The 13,981-nt window shown below is 43.5% G+C and carries 14 protein-coding genes; 13 read left to right on the forward strand and 1 reads right to left on the reverse strand.

What is annotated here, in order from left to right; all coding sequences use genetic code 11:
- The first annotated feature begins 68 nt into the window (after positions 1-68).
- Together ACOYVE_RS01690 and ACOYVE_RS01695 are read left to right on the forward strand one after the other, a co-directional pair.
- Positions 69-794 carry an SdiA-regulated domain-containing protein gene (locus ACOYVE_RS01690; RefSeq protein WP_422880623.1) on the forward strand — a complete coding sequence of 242 codons (726 nt, stop codon included), beginning with the start codon at positions 69-71 and terminating at the stop codon, positions 792-794.
- Complete coding sequence (locus ACOYVE_RS01695; RefSeq protein WP_422880624.1) at positions 791-1,480, forward strand: DNA alkylation repair protein; 690 nt, start codon at positions 791-793, stop codon at positions 1,478-1,480. Before ACOYVE_RS01690 ends, ACOYVE_RS01695 begins: the two co-directional genes overlap by 4 nt.
- A gap of 79 nt (positions 1,481-1,559) precedes the next feature.
- Here the strand turns inward: ACOYVE_RS01695 and ACOYVE_RS01700 are convergent, their stop codons facing one another.
- Positions 1,560-1,820, reverse strand: a complete 261-nt coding sequence (locus ACOYVE_RS01700; RefSeq protein ID WP_014855599.1) for a hypothetical protein — start codon at positions 1,818-1,820, stop codon at positions 1,560-1,562.
- Positions 1,821-1,944: 124 nt separating this feature from the next.
- Between ACOYVE_RS01700 and argC the strand changes: the two genes are divergently transcribed.
- From argC to ACOYVE_RS01755, 11 genes are all read left to right on the forward strand, one after another.
- Positions 1,945-2,955 (forward strand): N-acetyl-gamma-glutamyl-phosphate reductase, encoded by a 1,011-nt coding sequence (gene argC, locus ACOYVE_RS01705; RefSeq protein ID WP_014855598.1) that lies wholly within the window; start codon positions 1,945-1,947, stop codon positions 2,953-2,955.
- Positions 2,952-4,178 (forward strand): bifunctional glutamate N-acetyltransferase/amino-acid acetyltransferase ArgJ, encoded by a 1,227-nt coding sequence (gene argJ / locus ACOYVE_RS01710; protein ID WP_014855597.1) that lies wholly within the window; start codon positions 2,952-2,954, stop codon positions 4,176-4,178. The genes argC and argJ overlap by 4 nt, the downstream gene beginning before the upstream one ends.
- Positions 4,175-5,023, forward strand: a complete 849-nt coding sequence (gene argB / locus ACOYVE_RS01715) for an acetylglutamate kinase (protein ID WP_014855596.1) — start codon at positions 4,175-4,177, stop codon at positions 5,021-5,023. Before argJ ends, argB begins: the two co-directional genes overlap by 4 nt.
- 13 nt (positions 5,024-5,036) lie before the next feature.
- Positions 5,037-5,501, forward strand: a complete 465-nt coding sequence (gene argR, locus ACOYVE_RS01720; protein WP_014855595.1) for an arginine repressor — start codon at positions 5,037-5,039, stop codon at positions 5,499-5,501.
- The gene (locus ACOYVE_RS01725; protein WP_014855594.1) at positions 5,498-6,721 is read left to right on the forward strand and encodes an argininosuccinate synthase; all 1,224 of its coding nucleotides are present in this window, start codon (positions 5,498-5,500) and stop codon (positions 6,719-6,721) included. The genes argR and ACOYVE_RS01725 overlap by 4 nt, the downstream gene beginning before the upstream one ends.
- Position 6,722: 1 nt before the next feature.
- Entirely contained in the window at positions 6,723-8,099 is a 1,377-nt protein-coding gene (gene argH / locus ACOYVE_RS01730) for an argininosuccinate lyase (protein ID WP_014855593.1), read from the forward strand.
- A 122-nt stretch (positions 8,100-8,221) separates the two neighbouring features.
- Positions 8,222-10,249 carry a M13 family metallopeptidase gene (locus ACOYVE_RS01735; protein WP_014855592.1) on the forward strand — a complete coding sequence of 676 codons (2,028 nt, stop codon included), beginning with the start codon at positions 8,222-8,224 and terminating at the stop codon, positions 10,247-10,249.
- A 27-nt stretch (positions 10,250-10,276) separates the two neighbouring features.
- The gene (locus ACOYVE_RS01740) at positions 10,277-11,230 is read left to right on the forward strand and encodes an ABC transporter ATP-binding protein (RefSeq protein WP_014855591.1); all 954 of its coding nucleotides are present in this window, start codon (positions 10,277-10,279) and stop codon (positions 11,228-11,230) included.
- Positions 11,223-12,482 (forward strand): ABC transporter permease, encoded by a 1,260-nt coding sequence (locus tag ACOYVE_RS01745; RefSeq protein ID WP_014855590.1) that lies wholly within the window; start codon positions 11,223-11,225, stop codon positions 12,480-12,482. The genes ACOYVE_RS01740 and ACOYVE_RS01745 overlap by 8 nt, the downstream gene beginning before the upstream one ends.
- A 168-nt stretch (positions 12,483-12,650) precedes the next feature.
- Positions 12,651-12,971: a hypothetical protein gene (locus tag ACOYVE_RS01750; RefSeq protein ID WP_014855589.1), complete on the forward strand. Its 321-nt coding sequence runs from the start codon at positions 12,651-12,653 to the stop codon at positions 12,969-12,971.
- Positions 12,972-13,043: 72 nt separating this feature from the next.
- Complete coding sequence (locus ACOYVE_RS01755) at positions 13,044-13,979, forward strand: YitT family protein (protein WP_014855588.1); 936 nt, start codon at positions 13,044-13,046, stop codon at positions 13,977-13,979.
- The last annotated feature ends 2 nt before the right edge of the window (positions 13,980-13,981 follow it).

The following is a 13,981-nucleotide window of genomic DNA, read 5'->3' on the forward strand; positions in this document are numbered from 1 at the left end:
ATTACGGATTGTTATAAACCGATTATTCTACGTCGCATTTATAAATTTAATACTAACATTGTGGTGTCATGTATAAAACATACATTCTTTTATTTTTTTATTTATGCCTTCTATTGACTGCATGCCAGTCCGAAACAGAATATTACAAAATAGATTGGTCGGTAAAACTCGCCTTACCCGAACCGTCTGGCCTGGCTTACGATAAATTACGTGACGAACTCTGGAGCGTCAGCGACGAAAATCACGGCATATATCAGCTGAGTACGAACGGGGAAATACTGAAAAGGGTTGAAATTCCCGACGGCGACTTGGAAGGCATTGCTTTTGTCGACGATTCTACCCTGGCGGTATTGAGCGAAGAAAGCCGTGAAGTAGTTTTCGTCTCTATAAACGGCAAGGTTATCGATAGAAAACCCGTGTTCGACAACGGCGTTTTTAACAACGGTCCGGAAGGAATAGCTTACGATGCGGATAATAAAACATATTGGGTGGCAAACGAAAAAAATCCGGCTTTGATTGTCAAATACGACAGTCTGTTTAATGAAATCGAAAGAAAAGAAATTGATTTTGTAAGAGACGTTTCAGGATTGTTTTACGACAATGTCGATAATTCTCTCTGGATGACAAGCGACGAAGACAATAAAATTCTAAAGCTCGACACCGAATTGAATATATTAAAAGCCTACGATACGAATATTAAGCAGATGGAAGGAATTGCGATAGATCATAAAAACAAAGCGATCTATATTGTATCCGACAGTGAAGAAAAATTGTACGGACTGAAACTGAAATGAAAGAAGCCGGTTGGACAAAAGATAAAGTCGTGAGTCTACTTTCGTCGAAAAGCGATGAAAAGAACAAAGCCGGAATGGCGAGATACGGCATCAACGTTGAAAAAGCATTCGGCATAAGCGTAAATGAATTGAGAGAAATAGCGAAACGGATTGGAAAGAATCACGAGCTGGCAATGGAATTGTGGGAGTCCGGCTATCGCGAAGCCCGCCATCTGGCTGTTATGATTGAAGAAGTAGATAGAGTGACCGGAACTCAAATGGACAAATGGGTAAGCGATTTCGATTCGTGGGATATATGCGACGGGACGTGCATCCATCTGTTCCGGAAAACGCCTTACGCCTACAAAAAAGTCGACGAATGGATGAAAAGCGACAAAGAGTTTGTGCGCCGCGCTGCATTTGCATTGATTGCCGCGCTTGCCGTCCACGATAAAAAAGCGGAGGACGGAAGATTCGAGGTTTATTTCAACGACATAAAACGTTGTTCGGTCGACGAAAGGAATTACGTGAAAAAAGCGGTTAACTGGGCGCTTCGTCAAATAGGGAAAAGAAATAGACGTTTGAATAAACTGGCTGTCGGAGTAGCAAAAGAACTGAAAACGTCGGATTCTAAATCCGCCGGGTGGATCGGTAGCGACGCTTTAAGAGAATTAACCAACCCGAAAGTTGTAATGCGATTTAAGTAACAAAATATGTATATTTCGCTCGCGTTGAATGCAATTGAAATCCGAAAGCGTCGCTTCGTTGATTTTGAAATTCTTTAAATTATTCTGTTACTTCCAGGTTGACTAGTTTTGCCGTTACGCCCGGAAGAACGGAGAGTTTTCTTTCGAGCTCTTCTTTCTTTTCGTCTTCTCCGACAAGTTCTAACATAATCAAGCCGCTGTCCGAACAATTTTCCAGAACGCCGTCGTGTATTCCCAGGCGCGTTTTGATCATGCAGCCCCAGGCAGTAAGAATTTGTTGCACTTTAACGGCTTCTTCTTTTCTTTTGCCAACGAGCACCAACAAAATCGACTTTTTCATAATACCTCCGTAATAATTAAATAAGACATGCGAGTGCAAATAAAATAAAAATAAAACACGAAATCAAGATTTGCATAATTATGCATAATTATGTATAATTATGCTTTGCAAAACGGAGAAATAAGTGGTTAGTGTTTCGATAGCGGGAGCCGCCGGGTATTCCGGCGCAGAATTGATTAAGTTGTTGCTGAGGCATCCCGGTGTAAAAATAGATAAACTCTTCGGGCATTCTACCGCGGGCAAGCGTATTGACGATGTGCATCCGTCCCTTAAATCAACGCTTTCGAAAGAAATCGCCTCTTTTGAAGCGGAATCTCTGGATGGAACCGACTTGTTGTTCGTAGCCCTTCCTTCCGGAGAGGCTCAGTCGATAGTTGCCGAGGCGTTTAATAAGAATATAAACGTAATCGATCTCGGCGGCGATTTCCGACTCAAAGACGTGAATATTTATAAAAAATACTATAAACACGAACACTCGACGCCGGATTTAATGCAGAAAGCGGTTTACGGTCTGCCGGAATGGAACGAAGCTGAAATTAAAAACGCAAAAATAATTGCAAATCCCGGCTGCTATCCCACAAGCGTTCTCTTGCCGTTAATTCCCTTGCTGAAAGAGAAAATCGTAAGTCCGGATTTTATTTCAATAAACTCATACAGCGGTACTTCGGGCGCGGGAAAGTCTGTAAATCTCTCGATGATTTTCAGCGAGGTAAACGAGAACGTAAGGGCATATAAAGTCGGGGTTCATCAGCACATCCCCGAGATCGACCTCTATCTCCAAAAGTTTGGCAATATCCCGATTTCCTTCACTTTTGTAACGCATCTTTTGCCGATTACCAGAGGAATTTACACGACTATTCATTGCAAAACGAATAATTCGACAGACGTTGGTAAAATCGAGAAAATCTATGAGAAATATTATTCGGATAAAACCTTCGTCAGATTGCTTGGGGAAGGAATACCGGAAATTAAAAATGTAGCTTACACCAATTTTTGTGATATCGGTTTTAGTCTTGCAGGCAACGATCTGATTATTATATCCGCAATCGACAATTTGGTAAAAGGCGCAGCGGGTCAGGCTATACAAAATTTGAATATAATTTTTGATTATGATAAAACAACGGGATTATTATGAACGAAAACAAGCATACGGAAATTATATCGGATAAAGAGATGAAATCCGGGATAACGGCTCCGATGGGATTCTTGAGCGCCGGTCTTCACTGCGGTATTAAAAGATACAAAAAAGATCTCGCTTTGATTGTGTCGGAAACGCCGGCAACCGCCGCCGCAATTTTTACCAAAAACAAAGTCCAGGCGGCGCCCGTGCTTATATCCAAAAAGCATTTGAACTCAAACGATAAATTCCGCGCAATAATAGTCAACAGCGGCAACGCAAACGCATGCACTGGCGAGCAAGGCATGAAGGATGCGGTCGAAATGGCTGCGCTGACCGCTTCAGCATTGAATATCAAACCCGAAGAAGTATTCGTTTCTTCTACCGGCGTTATAGGCGAACCTTTGCCGATGGAAAAAATAAGAGCGGGGATAGGCAAAATTGTCGATATGCTTTCGGAAGACGACTCAAACGCAGCGGCGGAAGCGATTATGACAACGGATACTTTTCCGAAATTTACTTCAGTGGAATTTGAAGCGAACGGTAAAATCGCAACCATCGGAGGAATTGCAAAAGGTTCCGGAATGATTCACCCCAATATGGCGACTATGCTGGCTTTTATTACCACCGATGCAGCCGTTGAAAAAAATTATTTTCAAAACGTTTTAAAAAAGACTGCCGACAAAACATTCAACAGAATTACCGTCGACGGCGATACGAGCACAAACGATATGGTGATTGCGTTGGCAAACGGAGTGTCGGGCGCGGAAATAAACGACGACAGCTCCGCAGCTTTTGAAACGGCTCTGTTTGAATTAATGAAAAAGCTTGCCATTGATATTGTTAAGGACGGCGAAGGCGCCACAAAATTAATCGAAATAGTTGTTGAAGGAGCTTTATCGGACGACGACGCATTGAAAGCGGCGCGCAGCGTGGCTCATTCACCTCTTGTCAAAACAGCCGTACACGGCGAGGACGCCAACTGGGGAAGAATTTTAGCCGCCGTGGGATATTCCGGCATTGAATTCAATCCGGACGATTTCGAAATATATATCAACGGCACCTGTATCCTCGGTAAAAATTACGACGTAAAACTTTCGATCGAAGAAGCCAACAAAACGCTGAAACCGAACGAGATTGAATTGTTGATAAAATTGAACGAAGGCTCGGGAAAAGCCAATTACTGGACGTGTGACCTGTCCGAAGAATACGTTAAGATCAACGGGAGTTACAGAACATGACGCTGCCAAAATTCAGAAAAGAAGACGTGCTTGTAGAAGCTCTGCCGTACATTCAGGAATTCGAAAGCAAAACTTTTGTGATTAAATACGGCGGCGCGGTTATGGAAGAGGAAAACCTTAAACAGATGGTCGCACAGGACGTGACGCTGCTCCGTAAAATCGGTATTAATATAATTGTCGTACACGGCGGCGGGAAGGAAATTACTTCGCTTTCGAATAAACTCAATCTCAAGACAAATTTTGTAAACGGGCAAAGATATACCGACGACGATACGATTGGCGTCGTTCAGATGGTGCTTGCCGGACAAATAAATAAAGATATCGTAAGAAGAATAAATATGCACGGCGGCAGGGCGGTAGGCGTAAGCGGCATCGACGGAAACTTGCTCGGCGTAAAAAAATACGAAAAAGAAGATCTGGGTCTCGTTGGCGAAATCGAAAATGTTAACGACAGATTCCTTGCAAATTTGATGAAAGACGGTTATCTGCCGGTTATCGCCCCCGTAGGAGTGGATGGCAACGGCGCCGTTTATAATGTAAACGCCGATATTGCCGCCTGTCATATTGCAGGCGCTGTTACTTCTTCCAAACTGGTGTTCATGACCGACGTCGAAGGCATTAAAGACGGCGAACGGCTGATGACGCATCTTACCCGCTCCGAAGCGCAAAAGATGATTGAAAAAGGAATCATTAACGGCGGTATGATTCCAAAAGTGGAATCCGCTTTCAGAGCGCTCGACGCAGGCGTAAAAAAAGTTCATATTATCGACGGCAGAATTCCTCACGCGCTTCTGCTCGAAATTTTTACGAAGGAAGGCGTAGGAACGGAAATAGTAGACGAATAAATAAAGGTTAACAATGGGAAAAAAGTTAGAGGAAATTCAAAAACGTCACTCGTTGATTAAATCGATTATTACTTCGCAGGAAGTTTTTAATCAGACTCAGCTCGGCAAACTTTTGAAAAGCAAAGGAATTAAAGTTACTCAGGCAACTCTTTCCAGGGATTTGAATGAATTGGGAGTGGTGCGCGTGCCGACTTCAAAAGGTCTTGTTTATCAGATAAATCAGGAAGGCGGAGAGGGCGCGCTCAAAAATTATATAGCGGAGGAAGTCCTTGCCATCGAATCGAACGAATGCCTTATACTTGTAAAAACATTTTTGGGACGCGCGCAGGGAGTAGCCGTTCAAATCGACAGGGAAAATTTGCCCGATGTGTTGGGCACTATAGCCGGCGACGATACGATTATTGTCGTGCCGAAATCCACAAAAAATATTAAAAAAGTAATCGAAGAATTAAAAACATTATTGGGAATAGAAAAATGAGCAAACAGAAAATAGTAGTGGCGTATTCCGGTGGACTCGATACTTCGGTAATGGTTCACTGGCTCAAAAAAAATTACGACGCGGAAATAATAACGTTTACGGGCAATCTGGGTCAGTCCAAAGAATTGATCGGTTTGGAGGAAAAAGCCCTTAAATCCGGCGCTTCCAAAGTCTATATCGAAGATTTAACCGAAGAATTTCTAACAGATTACGCTTTTCCGGCTCTCAGATCGGGCGCGCTTTACGAAAACGCTTATCCGATGGCAACGGCTATCGGCAGACCCTTGCTGGCTAAGGCTTTGGTCGACGTGGCTCTAAAAGAAAATGCGACTATGGTAGCTCACGGCTGCACGGGCAAAGGAAACGACCAGGTGAGATTCGAAGTTTCGGTCGGAGCCCTGGCTCCCGATCTTAAATGCATTGCGCCTTTGAGAACCTGGGAATTCAAATCCCGCGAGGAAGAAATTGAATATGCCAAGGAAAACAACATACCGGTCGCAATTACAAAAGACAATCCCTATTCGATAGACGATAATATCTGGGGAACGGCAATCGAATGCGGCATTCTAGAAGACCCGATGCAGGAACCGCCCGAAGACGCATACCTCCATACTGTATCGCCGGAGAAAGCTCCCGATTATGCCGAGACCGTTACCGTAGAATTCGAAAAAGGAATTCCAGTAAAAGTGGACGGCAAAGAATTGAGCCCGATTGAACTGGTTAATTATCTGAATGAGGTTGGCGGCAAACACGGAATCGGCAGAATCGATATGATTGAAAACCGGTTGGTCGGCATTAAATCACGCGAAGTATACGAAGCCCCCGCCGCATCGATACTCCATTTTGCGCATACGGAACTCGAAAGACTCACTCTCGATAAAGCGGTCATGCATTATAAAAGCCTCGTGTCTCATGAATTTGCCAGCCTTATTTATAACGGACTCTGGTTTACTCCGTTGAGAGAAGCGCTCCAGGCATTCGTCGACAAATCGCAGGAAAAAGTAACGGGTCTGGTTAAGATTAAACTCTATAAAGGCACAATGAGAGTTGCCGGCAGAACTTCTCCTTATTCGCTCTACGACCCGTCTCTGGCAACCTATACAATCGAAGACCAGTTCGATCATAAAGCTTCGGAAGGATTTATTAAAATTTACGGGCTGCCTTACAAAACAATCAACAGGGTAGAACAAAAAGCCAACGAAACAAACATTACGGTGTAAAATGGCTGTATGGAACGGTCGCTTCAAAAAGAGTCTGGACGAGGAAGCCTTGAAATTTTCTTCGTCGATTGAGCTCGACTCGAGAATGTATAACGAGGATATCGACGGCAGCATTTCGCATGTTAAAATGCTCGCCAAACAAAAAATAATATCGGTCGCCGAATCGAAAAAGATAATCAAAGCGATCGAAGAAATTCGAAAAGAAATTGCAAACGGCGAATATCAAATCGACTGGACAAAAGAAGACATCCATTCGGCGGTCGAGGAGCGGCTCGTTCGGAAAATAGGAGACGTCGGTAAAAAACTTCATACCGCGCGCAGCCGCAACGACCAGGTGGCTCTCGATGAAAGACTGTTCCTGAAAAAGGAAATTAATCTTACGATTAAACTGATTTCGGACCTGCAGAAATCATTATTTAAAAAAGCGGAAAAATATAAATCAGTAATTGTCCCGGGTTATACTCATTTGCAAAGAGCGCAGCCGATACTCTTTGCTCATCATCTGATTGCGTATATCGAAATGCTCGAAAGGGACAAGGAAAGATTGAAAGATTGTTTGAAACGGGGCGACAAATCTCCGCTCGGCGCGGCAGCCTTTGCGGGCACGTCGCTCCCGATCGACAGAAATTATACTGCCGAACTTCTCGGATTCAGCGGCATAGTCGACAACAGTATCGACGCCGTAAGCAGTCGGGATTTGATTATCGAATTTATTTCGGCAACGTCGATTATAATGATGAATTTGAGCAGGCTTTCGGAAGAATTTATATTGTGGAGCTCTTCGGAATTTTCGTTCGCTCAAACAGACGACGCCTATGCTACGGGCAGCAGCCTGATGCCTCAAAAGAAAAATCCGGATTTTGCCGAATTGATACGGGGCAAATCGGGAAGAGTCTTCGGAGCTTTAACGGGCATGCTGACCTTAATGAAAGGACTTCCTCTGGCTTACAACAGAGATATGCAGGAGGACAAGTATCATCTGATTACCGCGCTCGACACAACCAAAGATTGCCTGAAGATTGCCGCCAATATGATTGACCATACGGAATTCAAAGCCGACAGGTTCGAGGAAGAATTGACCGGCGATTTATCGCTTGCAACCGATTTGCTCGATTATCTTGTTCGTAAGAATGTTCCTTTTCGGGAAGCCCATCATCTTGTAGGCAAAATAGTCGCTCTCTGCGTGGAAAGAGGAATTAAGTTAAATCAACTAGAACTAAGCGAGTATAAAAAATTTTCATCCGCATTCGAAAAAGATTTGTACTCGCTCCTCCATCCCATGAGCAGTATAAAGAAAAAAATTTCAGCCGGCGGCGCTTCCCCTAAAGAAGTGAACAGAGCCCTCCGCAAATGGAAGCGAAAGCTTTCTTCCGAATAATAGCGGGATATTAAATTATCTCGGGTTTTTTGGACTCCTTTATTTTGCTTATTTTTTGGATAACAGAACAAAACGGTTGTTATTCCGTCAAAATAAGTACAAAAAATTAAAGGAGTTTTGTAATGCGATTCAAAATTATTCTATTCGGTTTATTTATCCTTTCGGGATTTATTTTAAACGTTTATGCCGAAGGAGGAGAAAAGGGATTCGATATCAATAACTTAAACAAATCCGTATCTCCCAAAGAAAATTTTTATGAATTTGCCGTGGGTAACTGGGTTAAAAACAATCCCGTACCGCCCGATCAGAGCCGCTGGGGAATGTTCAACGTTTTAATCGAAAAGAACAACGAATTGTTGCGTTCGATAGTTGAAGAAGTGGCTTCTAATCCGAATTGGGAAAAGGGCACCGCCAAACAAAAGATTGCCGACTTTTACGTTACGGCAATGGACTCGGCGCGTATCGAAAGATACGGTTACAAACCGATTCTCCCGATGTTCAACCAAATCGACAAAATAAGAAACAAAAAAGAATTAATTGAAACGGTAGCGGAATTCCATAAAACGGGCATTTCGCCCTTCTTCATTTTCTATGTGGCAAGCGACGCTAAGAGAAGCGACTTGATGGCAGCTCATATTTATCAGGGAGGAGTAGGACTTCCCGACGTCGAATATTATACCAAAGACGACGATAGATCGAAAGAAATAAGAGACAAATACGTACGGCACGTAGCCAAGATGTTCGCTCTGGCGGGAGAAGAGCAAAACGCCGGCGAATATGCAAACAAGGTTATGAAGATCGAAACCGCGCTGGCAAAGGTTTCCAATACTCGTCTGGAAAACAGAGATCCGATTAAAACATACAATAAAATGACGCTAAATGCGCTGAAGAAGACCGCGCCGGAATTTGACTGGGACAGATACTTCGAAGGACTGGGAGTTGAGAATCTGAATATTATCGTCATTCGACAGCCGGAATTCATCAAAGGCATGTCGGCTCTTGTTGACGAGGTCTCGCTCGACGATTGGAAAGTATATCTGAAATGGAATGTAATTAACGAAACCGCCGAGGCTCTCAGCGCTCCGTTTGTTATGGAAAAATTCGAATTCGAAGGCAAATTCCTGAGAGGTCAGCAGGAAATTCAACCGCGCTGGAAAAGGGTAATCAATGTAATGAACAGAACTCTCGGTCAATTGCTCGGCCAGGTTTATGTCGAAAAAGCTTTTCCGCCCGAATCGAAAGCCAAAGCCAAAGCTATCGTCGATAATCTGCTCGTCTCGATGAAAGAGAGAATTCAAAATCTCGAATGGATGAGCGACGAAACCAAAGCCAGTGCTTTGAAAAAATTGAGCACATTCGGAGTAAAAATCGGATATCCCGATAAATGGAAAGACTATTCCGAACTCGAAATTAAACGCGACTCGTATCTCAATAATTTGTTGAGAGCGTGGGAATGGGACATTAAAGACGATTTGAAAAAAATCGGTCAACCCGCCGACAAATCGGAATGGTCGATGAATCCTCAAACCGTCAACGCAATGTATTCCCCGACCAGAAACGACATCACATTCCCCGCAGGTATTTTACAGCCTCCGTTTTTTAATCCCGAGGCGGACGATGCGATCAATTACGGCGCAATGGGAGCAGTTATCGGTCACGAAATCACCCACGGCTTTGACGACCAGGGCAGAAAATATGACGAGAACGGAAATCTGAACGACTGGTGGACTGAAGAAGACAACGAAAAATTCCAGCAGAGAGCTCAAAAATTGGTCGACCTTTATAACGGTTTTGTTGTAATCGACACATTCAAAGTAAACGGAGCTTTAACGCTCGGCGAAAATATTGCGGACCTCGGCGGATTGACGGTTTCGTTTAACGCGTTCAAAAAAACCGAACAATTCAAAAAAGGAGAAAAAATAGACGGATTTACTCCGGCTCAAAGATTCTTCCTCGGATGGGCTCAGGTTTGGGCTACGAACATACGACCCGAAGCGCTGAAACTCCAGGTTAAAACCGACGTCCATTCTCCCGCAGTTCAAAGAGTCAACGGTCCTTTGATGACAATGCCGGAATTTTTCGAAGCCTACGACGTTCAGCCGGGAGACCCGATGAGAATTTCGGATGATAAAATAGTTAAAATTTGGTAAATTGATTTTAAATTTCCCGGGGGTGGAATGAATTCACTGGAAGTACGTAATCTTACCAAAAGATTCGATAAAATCGTAGCCGTCGACGGCGCCTCGTTCGAGGTGCCCGACGGCTCCATATTCGGACTGATCGGCAGAAACGGCGCCGGCAAAACAACCACTATCAGAATGATGATGGGCATTTATCTTCCCGATGAAGGCGAGGTTATTCTTAAAGGAGCCCGAGTCGGCAGGGAATTCAAAAGCAAAGTGGGATACCTGCCCGAAGAAAGAGGGCTCTACAAAAAAATGAAAGTCCTCGAAACGCTTCTCTACTTTGCGGAACTCAAAGGCAAAACGGGCAAGCAAGTTCACAGGGAAGCGGTGAGATATTTAAAATTATTCGATTTGTACGACAGACGCATGTCGAAAATAGAAGACCTTTCCAAAGGCAACCAGCAGAAAATTCAGTTTATTACCACCATACTTCACGACCCTGAATTTATTATTCTCGACGAGCCGTTTTCGGGACTCGATCCGATCAACACCAATATTTTGAAAGAAATAATTCTCGAAATGAAAAGACGGGGCAAAGTGATAATCCTTTCGACCCATCTTATCGATTATGCCGAAAAGATGTGCGACCATGTGGCAATTATCGACAAAGGGAAAATTGTGCTGAAAGGCTCAATCGAAGAGCTCAAAGCGAAATATGCAAACAGGAACGTGAGCCTCGTTTATAACGGCGATATTTCATTTCTGAAAAAACATTACGACATTGTGGAAAATATGGAAGACTTCGGCAATACGACCGGAATCAGAGTGCGGGACGCTTCGCAAATTCAGACTTTGTTGAAACTTCTGATTGACAACGGAGTGGAAATAAAAAAATTCAACGCCAACGATATTTCGCTCCACGAAATATTCGTTGAAACCGTAGGGGACGAAGTCGATTCCGAATCCCAATTTTCTTTATCGGAAAAGGAGGGCGGCAATGTTTAATTACAGAGTACTCGCTATAATAAAAAGAGAATTGAGAGAACGCCTTTTTTCGAAAGCTTTTATTACCACAACGCTGCTTATTCCCGGTCTTATTATCGTAATCTTCGGCGTTCAGGCGCTGCTCTACAGCGCCGAGAGCAAGAATCTTAATTTCGAGTTGATTACGGAAAACGAAGAATTGACGTCCGCTTTCATGACTGAATTTTCGAACGCGGATTTCGTCAAAGAAAAACATTATGTCTTTCTTTACAAAACGATGACGCGCGATGAATTTAAAAAACATCTCGAAGAGATACGAAGCAAAATTGTCGACGAGTCGCTGACCGGAGTGATATACGTCCCTTCGACAGCTCTCAAGAACAAGAAAATCGAATACTATTCGAAGTCGCCTCAAAACATTGCGCTCTCGCGAGAATTGAACGGACCGGTAAACAAAGTATTGGTCGACGCCTACTTTATGAATAAAACGCTCGATCCCGAAGAACTCGAATTTGCGCGGCGCGGAGTCGATTTTACCGGATTCAAAGTTTCCGAAGAAGAGCAAATTAAAGAAGAAGGATACGGCAATATTGTGCTGGCTTACGCTTTCACGTTTTTGTTGTATATGAGTTTGCTTATTATCGGTCAAATTACTCTGCAGTCGGTAATTGAAGAAAAGAGCAATAAGATTGTAGAGATAGTTCTTTCGTCGGTTGAGCCGAAAGAATTGATGACCGGAAAAATACTCGGCGCTTCGATTACAGGTCTTGTTCAAATGGGAATCTGGCTCTTTACGATTATGGGCGTCGTTTCCTCGTCGTGGATGACGCTTCCGGCGGATCTTGTACTCGAAATCGATACGAACGTAGTTCTTTACGTACTGGTTAATTTCTTTATCGGGTTGGTATTGTTCATCGGATTGTTTGCTACTGTCGGAGCGATATTCGACAATCCGCAGGACGCCTCGTCGGGCACGCTGCCGATTATGATGCTCATTATAATTCCGTTTTTCATTGCCTTTTCGATCATGGAAAATCCCAATAAACCTTATGCCGAAATTGCTTCCTTATTTCCTTTCTCTTCTGTTATCGTAATGCCCGCAAGGATGACGTTGATCGACGTGCCGACATGGCAGTTGATTGCCGCCATACTGATAAATATTCTTACGATAATCGCCATATTCCCCGTGGCGGGCAAAATATATCGCGTCGGCATTTTGATAACCGGCAAAAAGCCGAAATGGTCGGAAGTCTTCCGCTGGCTCAGGCAATAGCTTTTCTTACGGCAGGCGCGCTTCTAATAAGTTCGTGCGTCTGCCGGTTTTAATTTGACCCTGTCGAAGCGATTTATTAATTTGATTCCCGTAATAAATAGTCATTTCTTTGATTCTGTCCGTAGAAAAGTTTTTTAACAAATCAGTTTTATTTATCCGGAGAAAAAGATGAGCAATGTGGAAATCTATTCCGAATTGTTGAAAAAGCTAAACAAGGATTTTTCGCTCGAAGAAACGAATCTGCCCGCGCATAACGATATTGAAATGATCAGGGCTTATCTTGTCGAAAAGATCAAAGAATTGATGGCCGCCGATTTCGGAAGATTCATCAATAATTTGTACAGAATCGACGTGGACGAAGGAAAGGTGAACGAGATTCTCTATGCCAGAGACAAAGCGGCAATACCCGCCAAACTTGCCGACTTGATAATCGAACGACAGCTCCTCAGAATAAAAACCCAGATGATGTACCGCCGGGGCGAGCTTTAAAATACTTTTCCGCTTTTTTAACAATTCCCGTCTGACTATTTTAGTCCTCAAAAAATAAAATTTTGGAGCATCATGGTTAAGTCTCTTGTAAAAAAGTATCCGATTATAGATTATACGGCTATAATTATCGGTTCGGCAATAATGGCTGTGGGCATCGGGGTTTTTCTGGTGGACGCCCAGGTGGTTCCCGGCGGCGTGAGCGGTCTTGCAATGGCTTTCCACTATCTTTCGGGCAATAAAATTCCCGTCGGTATGTTGATTTGGGTTTTTAACGTTCCTTTGTTCATTTGGGGAATAAAAGAGCTCGGCAGCAAATTCGGTCTGCGCACTTTCGTCGGTTTTACGTTCAATTCGATTTTTATCGACCTTTTCAGAGGAGATATACCGGGACTCTCTTTTATCCGGCTGCAGGATACGAAACCGATACAGGATTTATACAAAAACGATTTTCTCTTTCTGATACTCATCGGCGCAGTTCTGCTGGGAATAGGACTCGGTCTCGTATTCAAATTCAAAGGCACGACCGCGGGTTCCGATATAGTCGCTTCGATATTGCACAAACGGTTCGGTATTAAACCGGGTCAGGCTATAATGATAATCGATTTTTTTGTGATTGCTTTTGCCGGAACTATAATCGAATTGAAAGATTTGTCGCCCGACCGCCCAGCTCTTACTCTCACGTTTTATGCAATATTTCTTCTGTTCGTTTCCTCCCGGCTTATCGACGCCATCATCGACGGCTTTGACTATGCCAGAGCCGCTTATGTAATTTCCGACAAGTACAATGAAATTATCGACTCGATTCTAAACGAAATGGGAAGAGGCTGCACGGCGGTCAAAACCAGAGGAGTTTACCGAAATGTGGAACGCGAAATGATTTTGACCGTAGTTCCGTTGCGCGAAGTTTCGAAATTGGTCGACCTGGTAAAAAGCATCGACCCTTCGGCGTTCGTTATCGTATATAACGTGCACGAAGTGCTCGGCGAAGGATTCAGAAGAAGGATTTGATT

The organism is Melioribacter sp. (assembly GCF_049325435.1).
In the GTDB taxonomy this organism is placed as follows: domain Bacteria; phylum Bacteroidota; class Ignavibacteria; order Ignavibacteriales; family Melioribacteraceae; genus Melioribacter; species Melioribacter roseus.

What these genes read in the sequence shown, in the direction of transcription:
- ACOYVE_RS01690 (WP_422880623.1), top strand. Translation starts at nt 69, where the DNA reads ATGTATAAAACATACATTCTTTTATTTTTTTATTTATGCCTTCTATTG.
- ACOYVE_RS01695 (WP_422880624.1), top strand. Translation starts at nt 791, where the DNA reads ATGAAAGAAGCCGGTTGGACAAAAGATAAAGTCGTGAGTCTACTTTCG.
- ACOYVE_RS01700 (WP_014855599.1), bottom strand. Translation starts at nt 1,820, where the DNA reads ATGAAAAAGTCGATTTTGTTGGTGCTCGTTGGCAAAAGAAAAGAAGAA.
- argJ (WP_014855597.1), top strand. Translation starts at nt 2,952, where the DNA reads ATGAACGAAAACAAGCATACGGAAATTATATCGGATAAAGAGATGAAA.
- argB (WP_014855596.1), top strand. Translation starts at nt 4,175, where the DNA reads ATGACGCTGCCAAAATTCAGAAAAGAAGACGTGCTTGTAGAAGCTCTG.
- argR (WP_014855595.1), top strand. Translation starts at nt 5,037, where the DNA reads ATGGGAAAAAAGTTAGAGGAAATTCAAAAACGTCACTCGTTGATTAAA.
- ACOYVE_RS01725 (WP_014855594.1), top strand. Translation starts at nt 5,498, where the DNA reads ATGAGCAAACAGAAAATAGTAGTGGCGTATTCCGGTGGACTCGATACT.
- argH (WP_014855593.1), top strand. Translation starts at nt 6,723, where the DNA reads ATGGCTGTATGGAACGGTCGCTTCAAAAAGAGTCTGGACGAGGAAGCC.
- ACOYVE_RS01735 (WP_014855592.1), top strand. Translation starts at nt 8,222, where the DNA reads ATGCGATTCAAAATTATTCTATTCGGTTTATTTATCCTTTCGGGATTT.
- ACOYVE_RS01740 (WP_014855591.1), top strand. Translation starts at nt 10,277, where the DNA reads ATGAATTCACTGGAAGTACGTAATCTTACCAAAAGATTCGATAAAATC.
- ACOYVE_RS01745 (WP_014855590.1), top strand. Translation starts at nt 11,223, where the DNA reads ATGTTTAATTACAGAGTACTCGCTATAATAAAAAGAGAATTGAGAGAA.
- ACOYVE_RS01750 (WP_014855589.1), top strand. Translation starts at nt 12,651, where the DNA reads ATGAGCAATGTGGAAATCTATTCCGAATTGTTGAAAAAGCTAAACAAG.
- ACOYVE_RS01755 (WP_014855588.1), top strand. Translation starts at nt 13,044, where the DNA reads ATGGTTAAGTCTCTTGTAAAAAAGTATCCGATTATAGATTATACGGCT.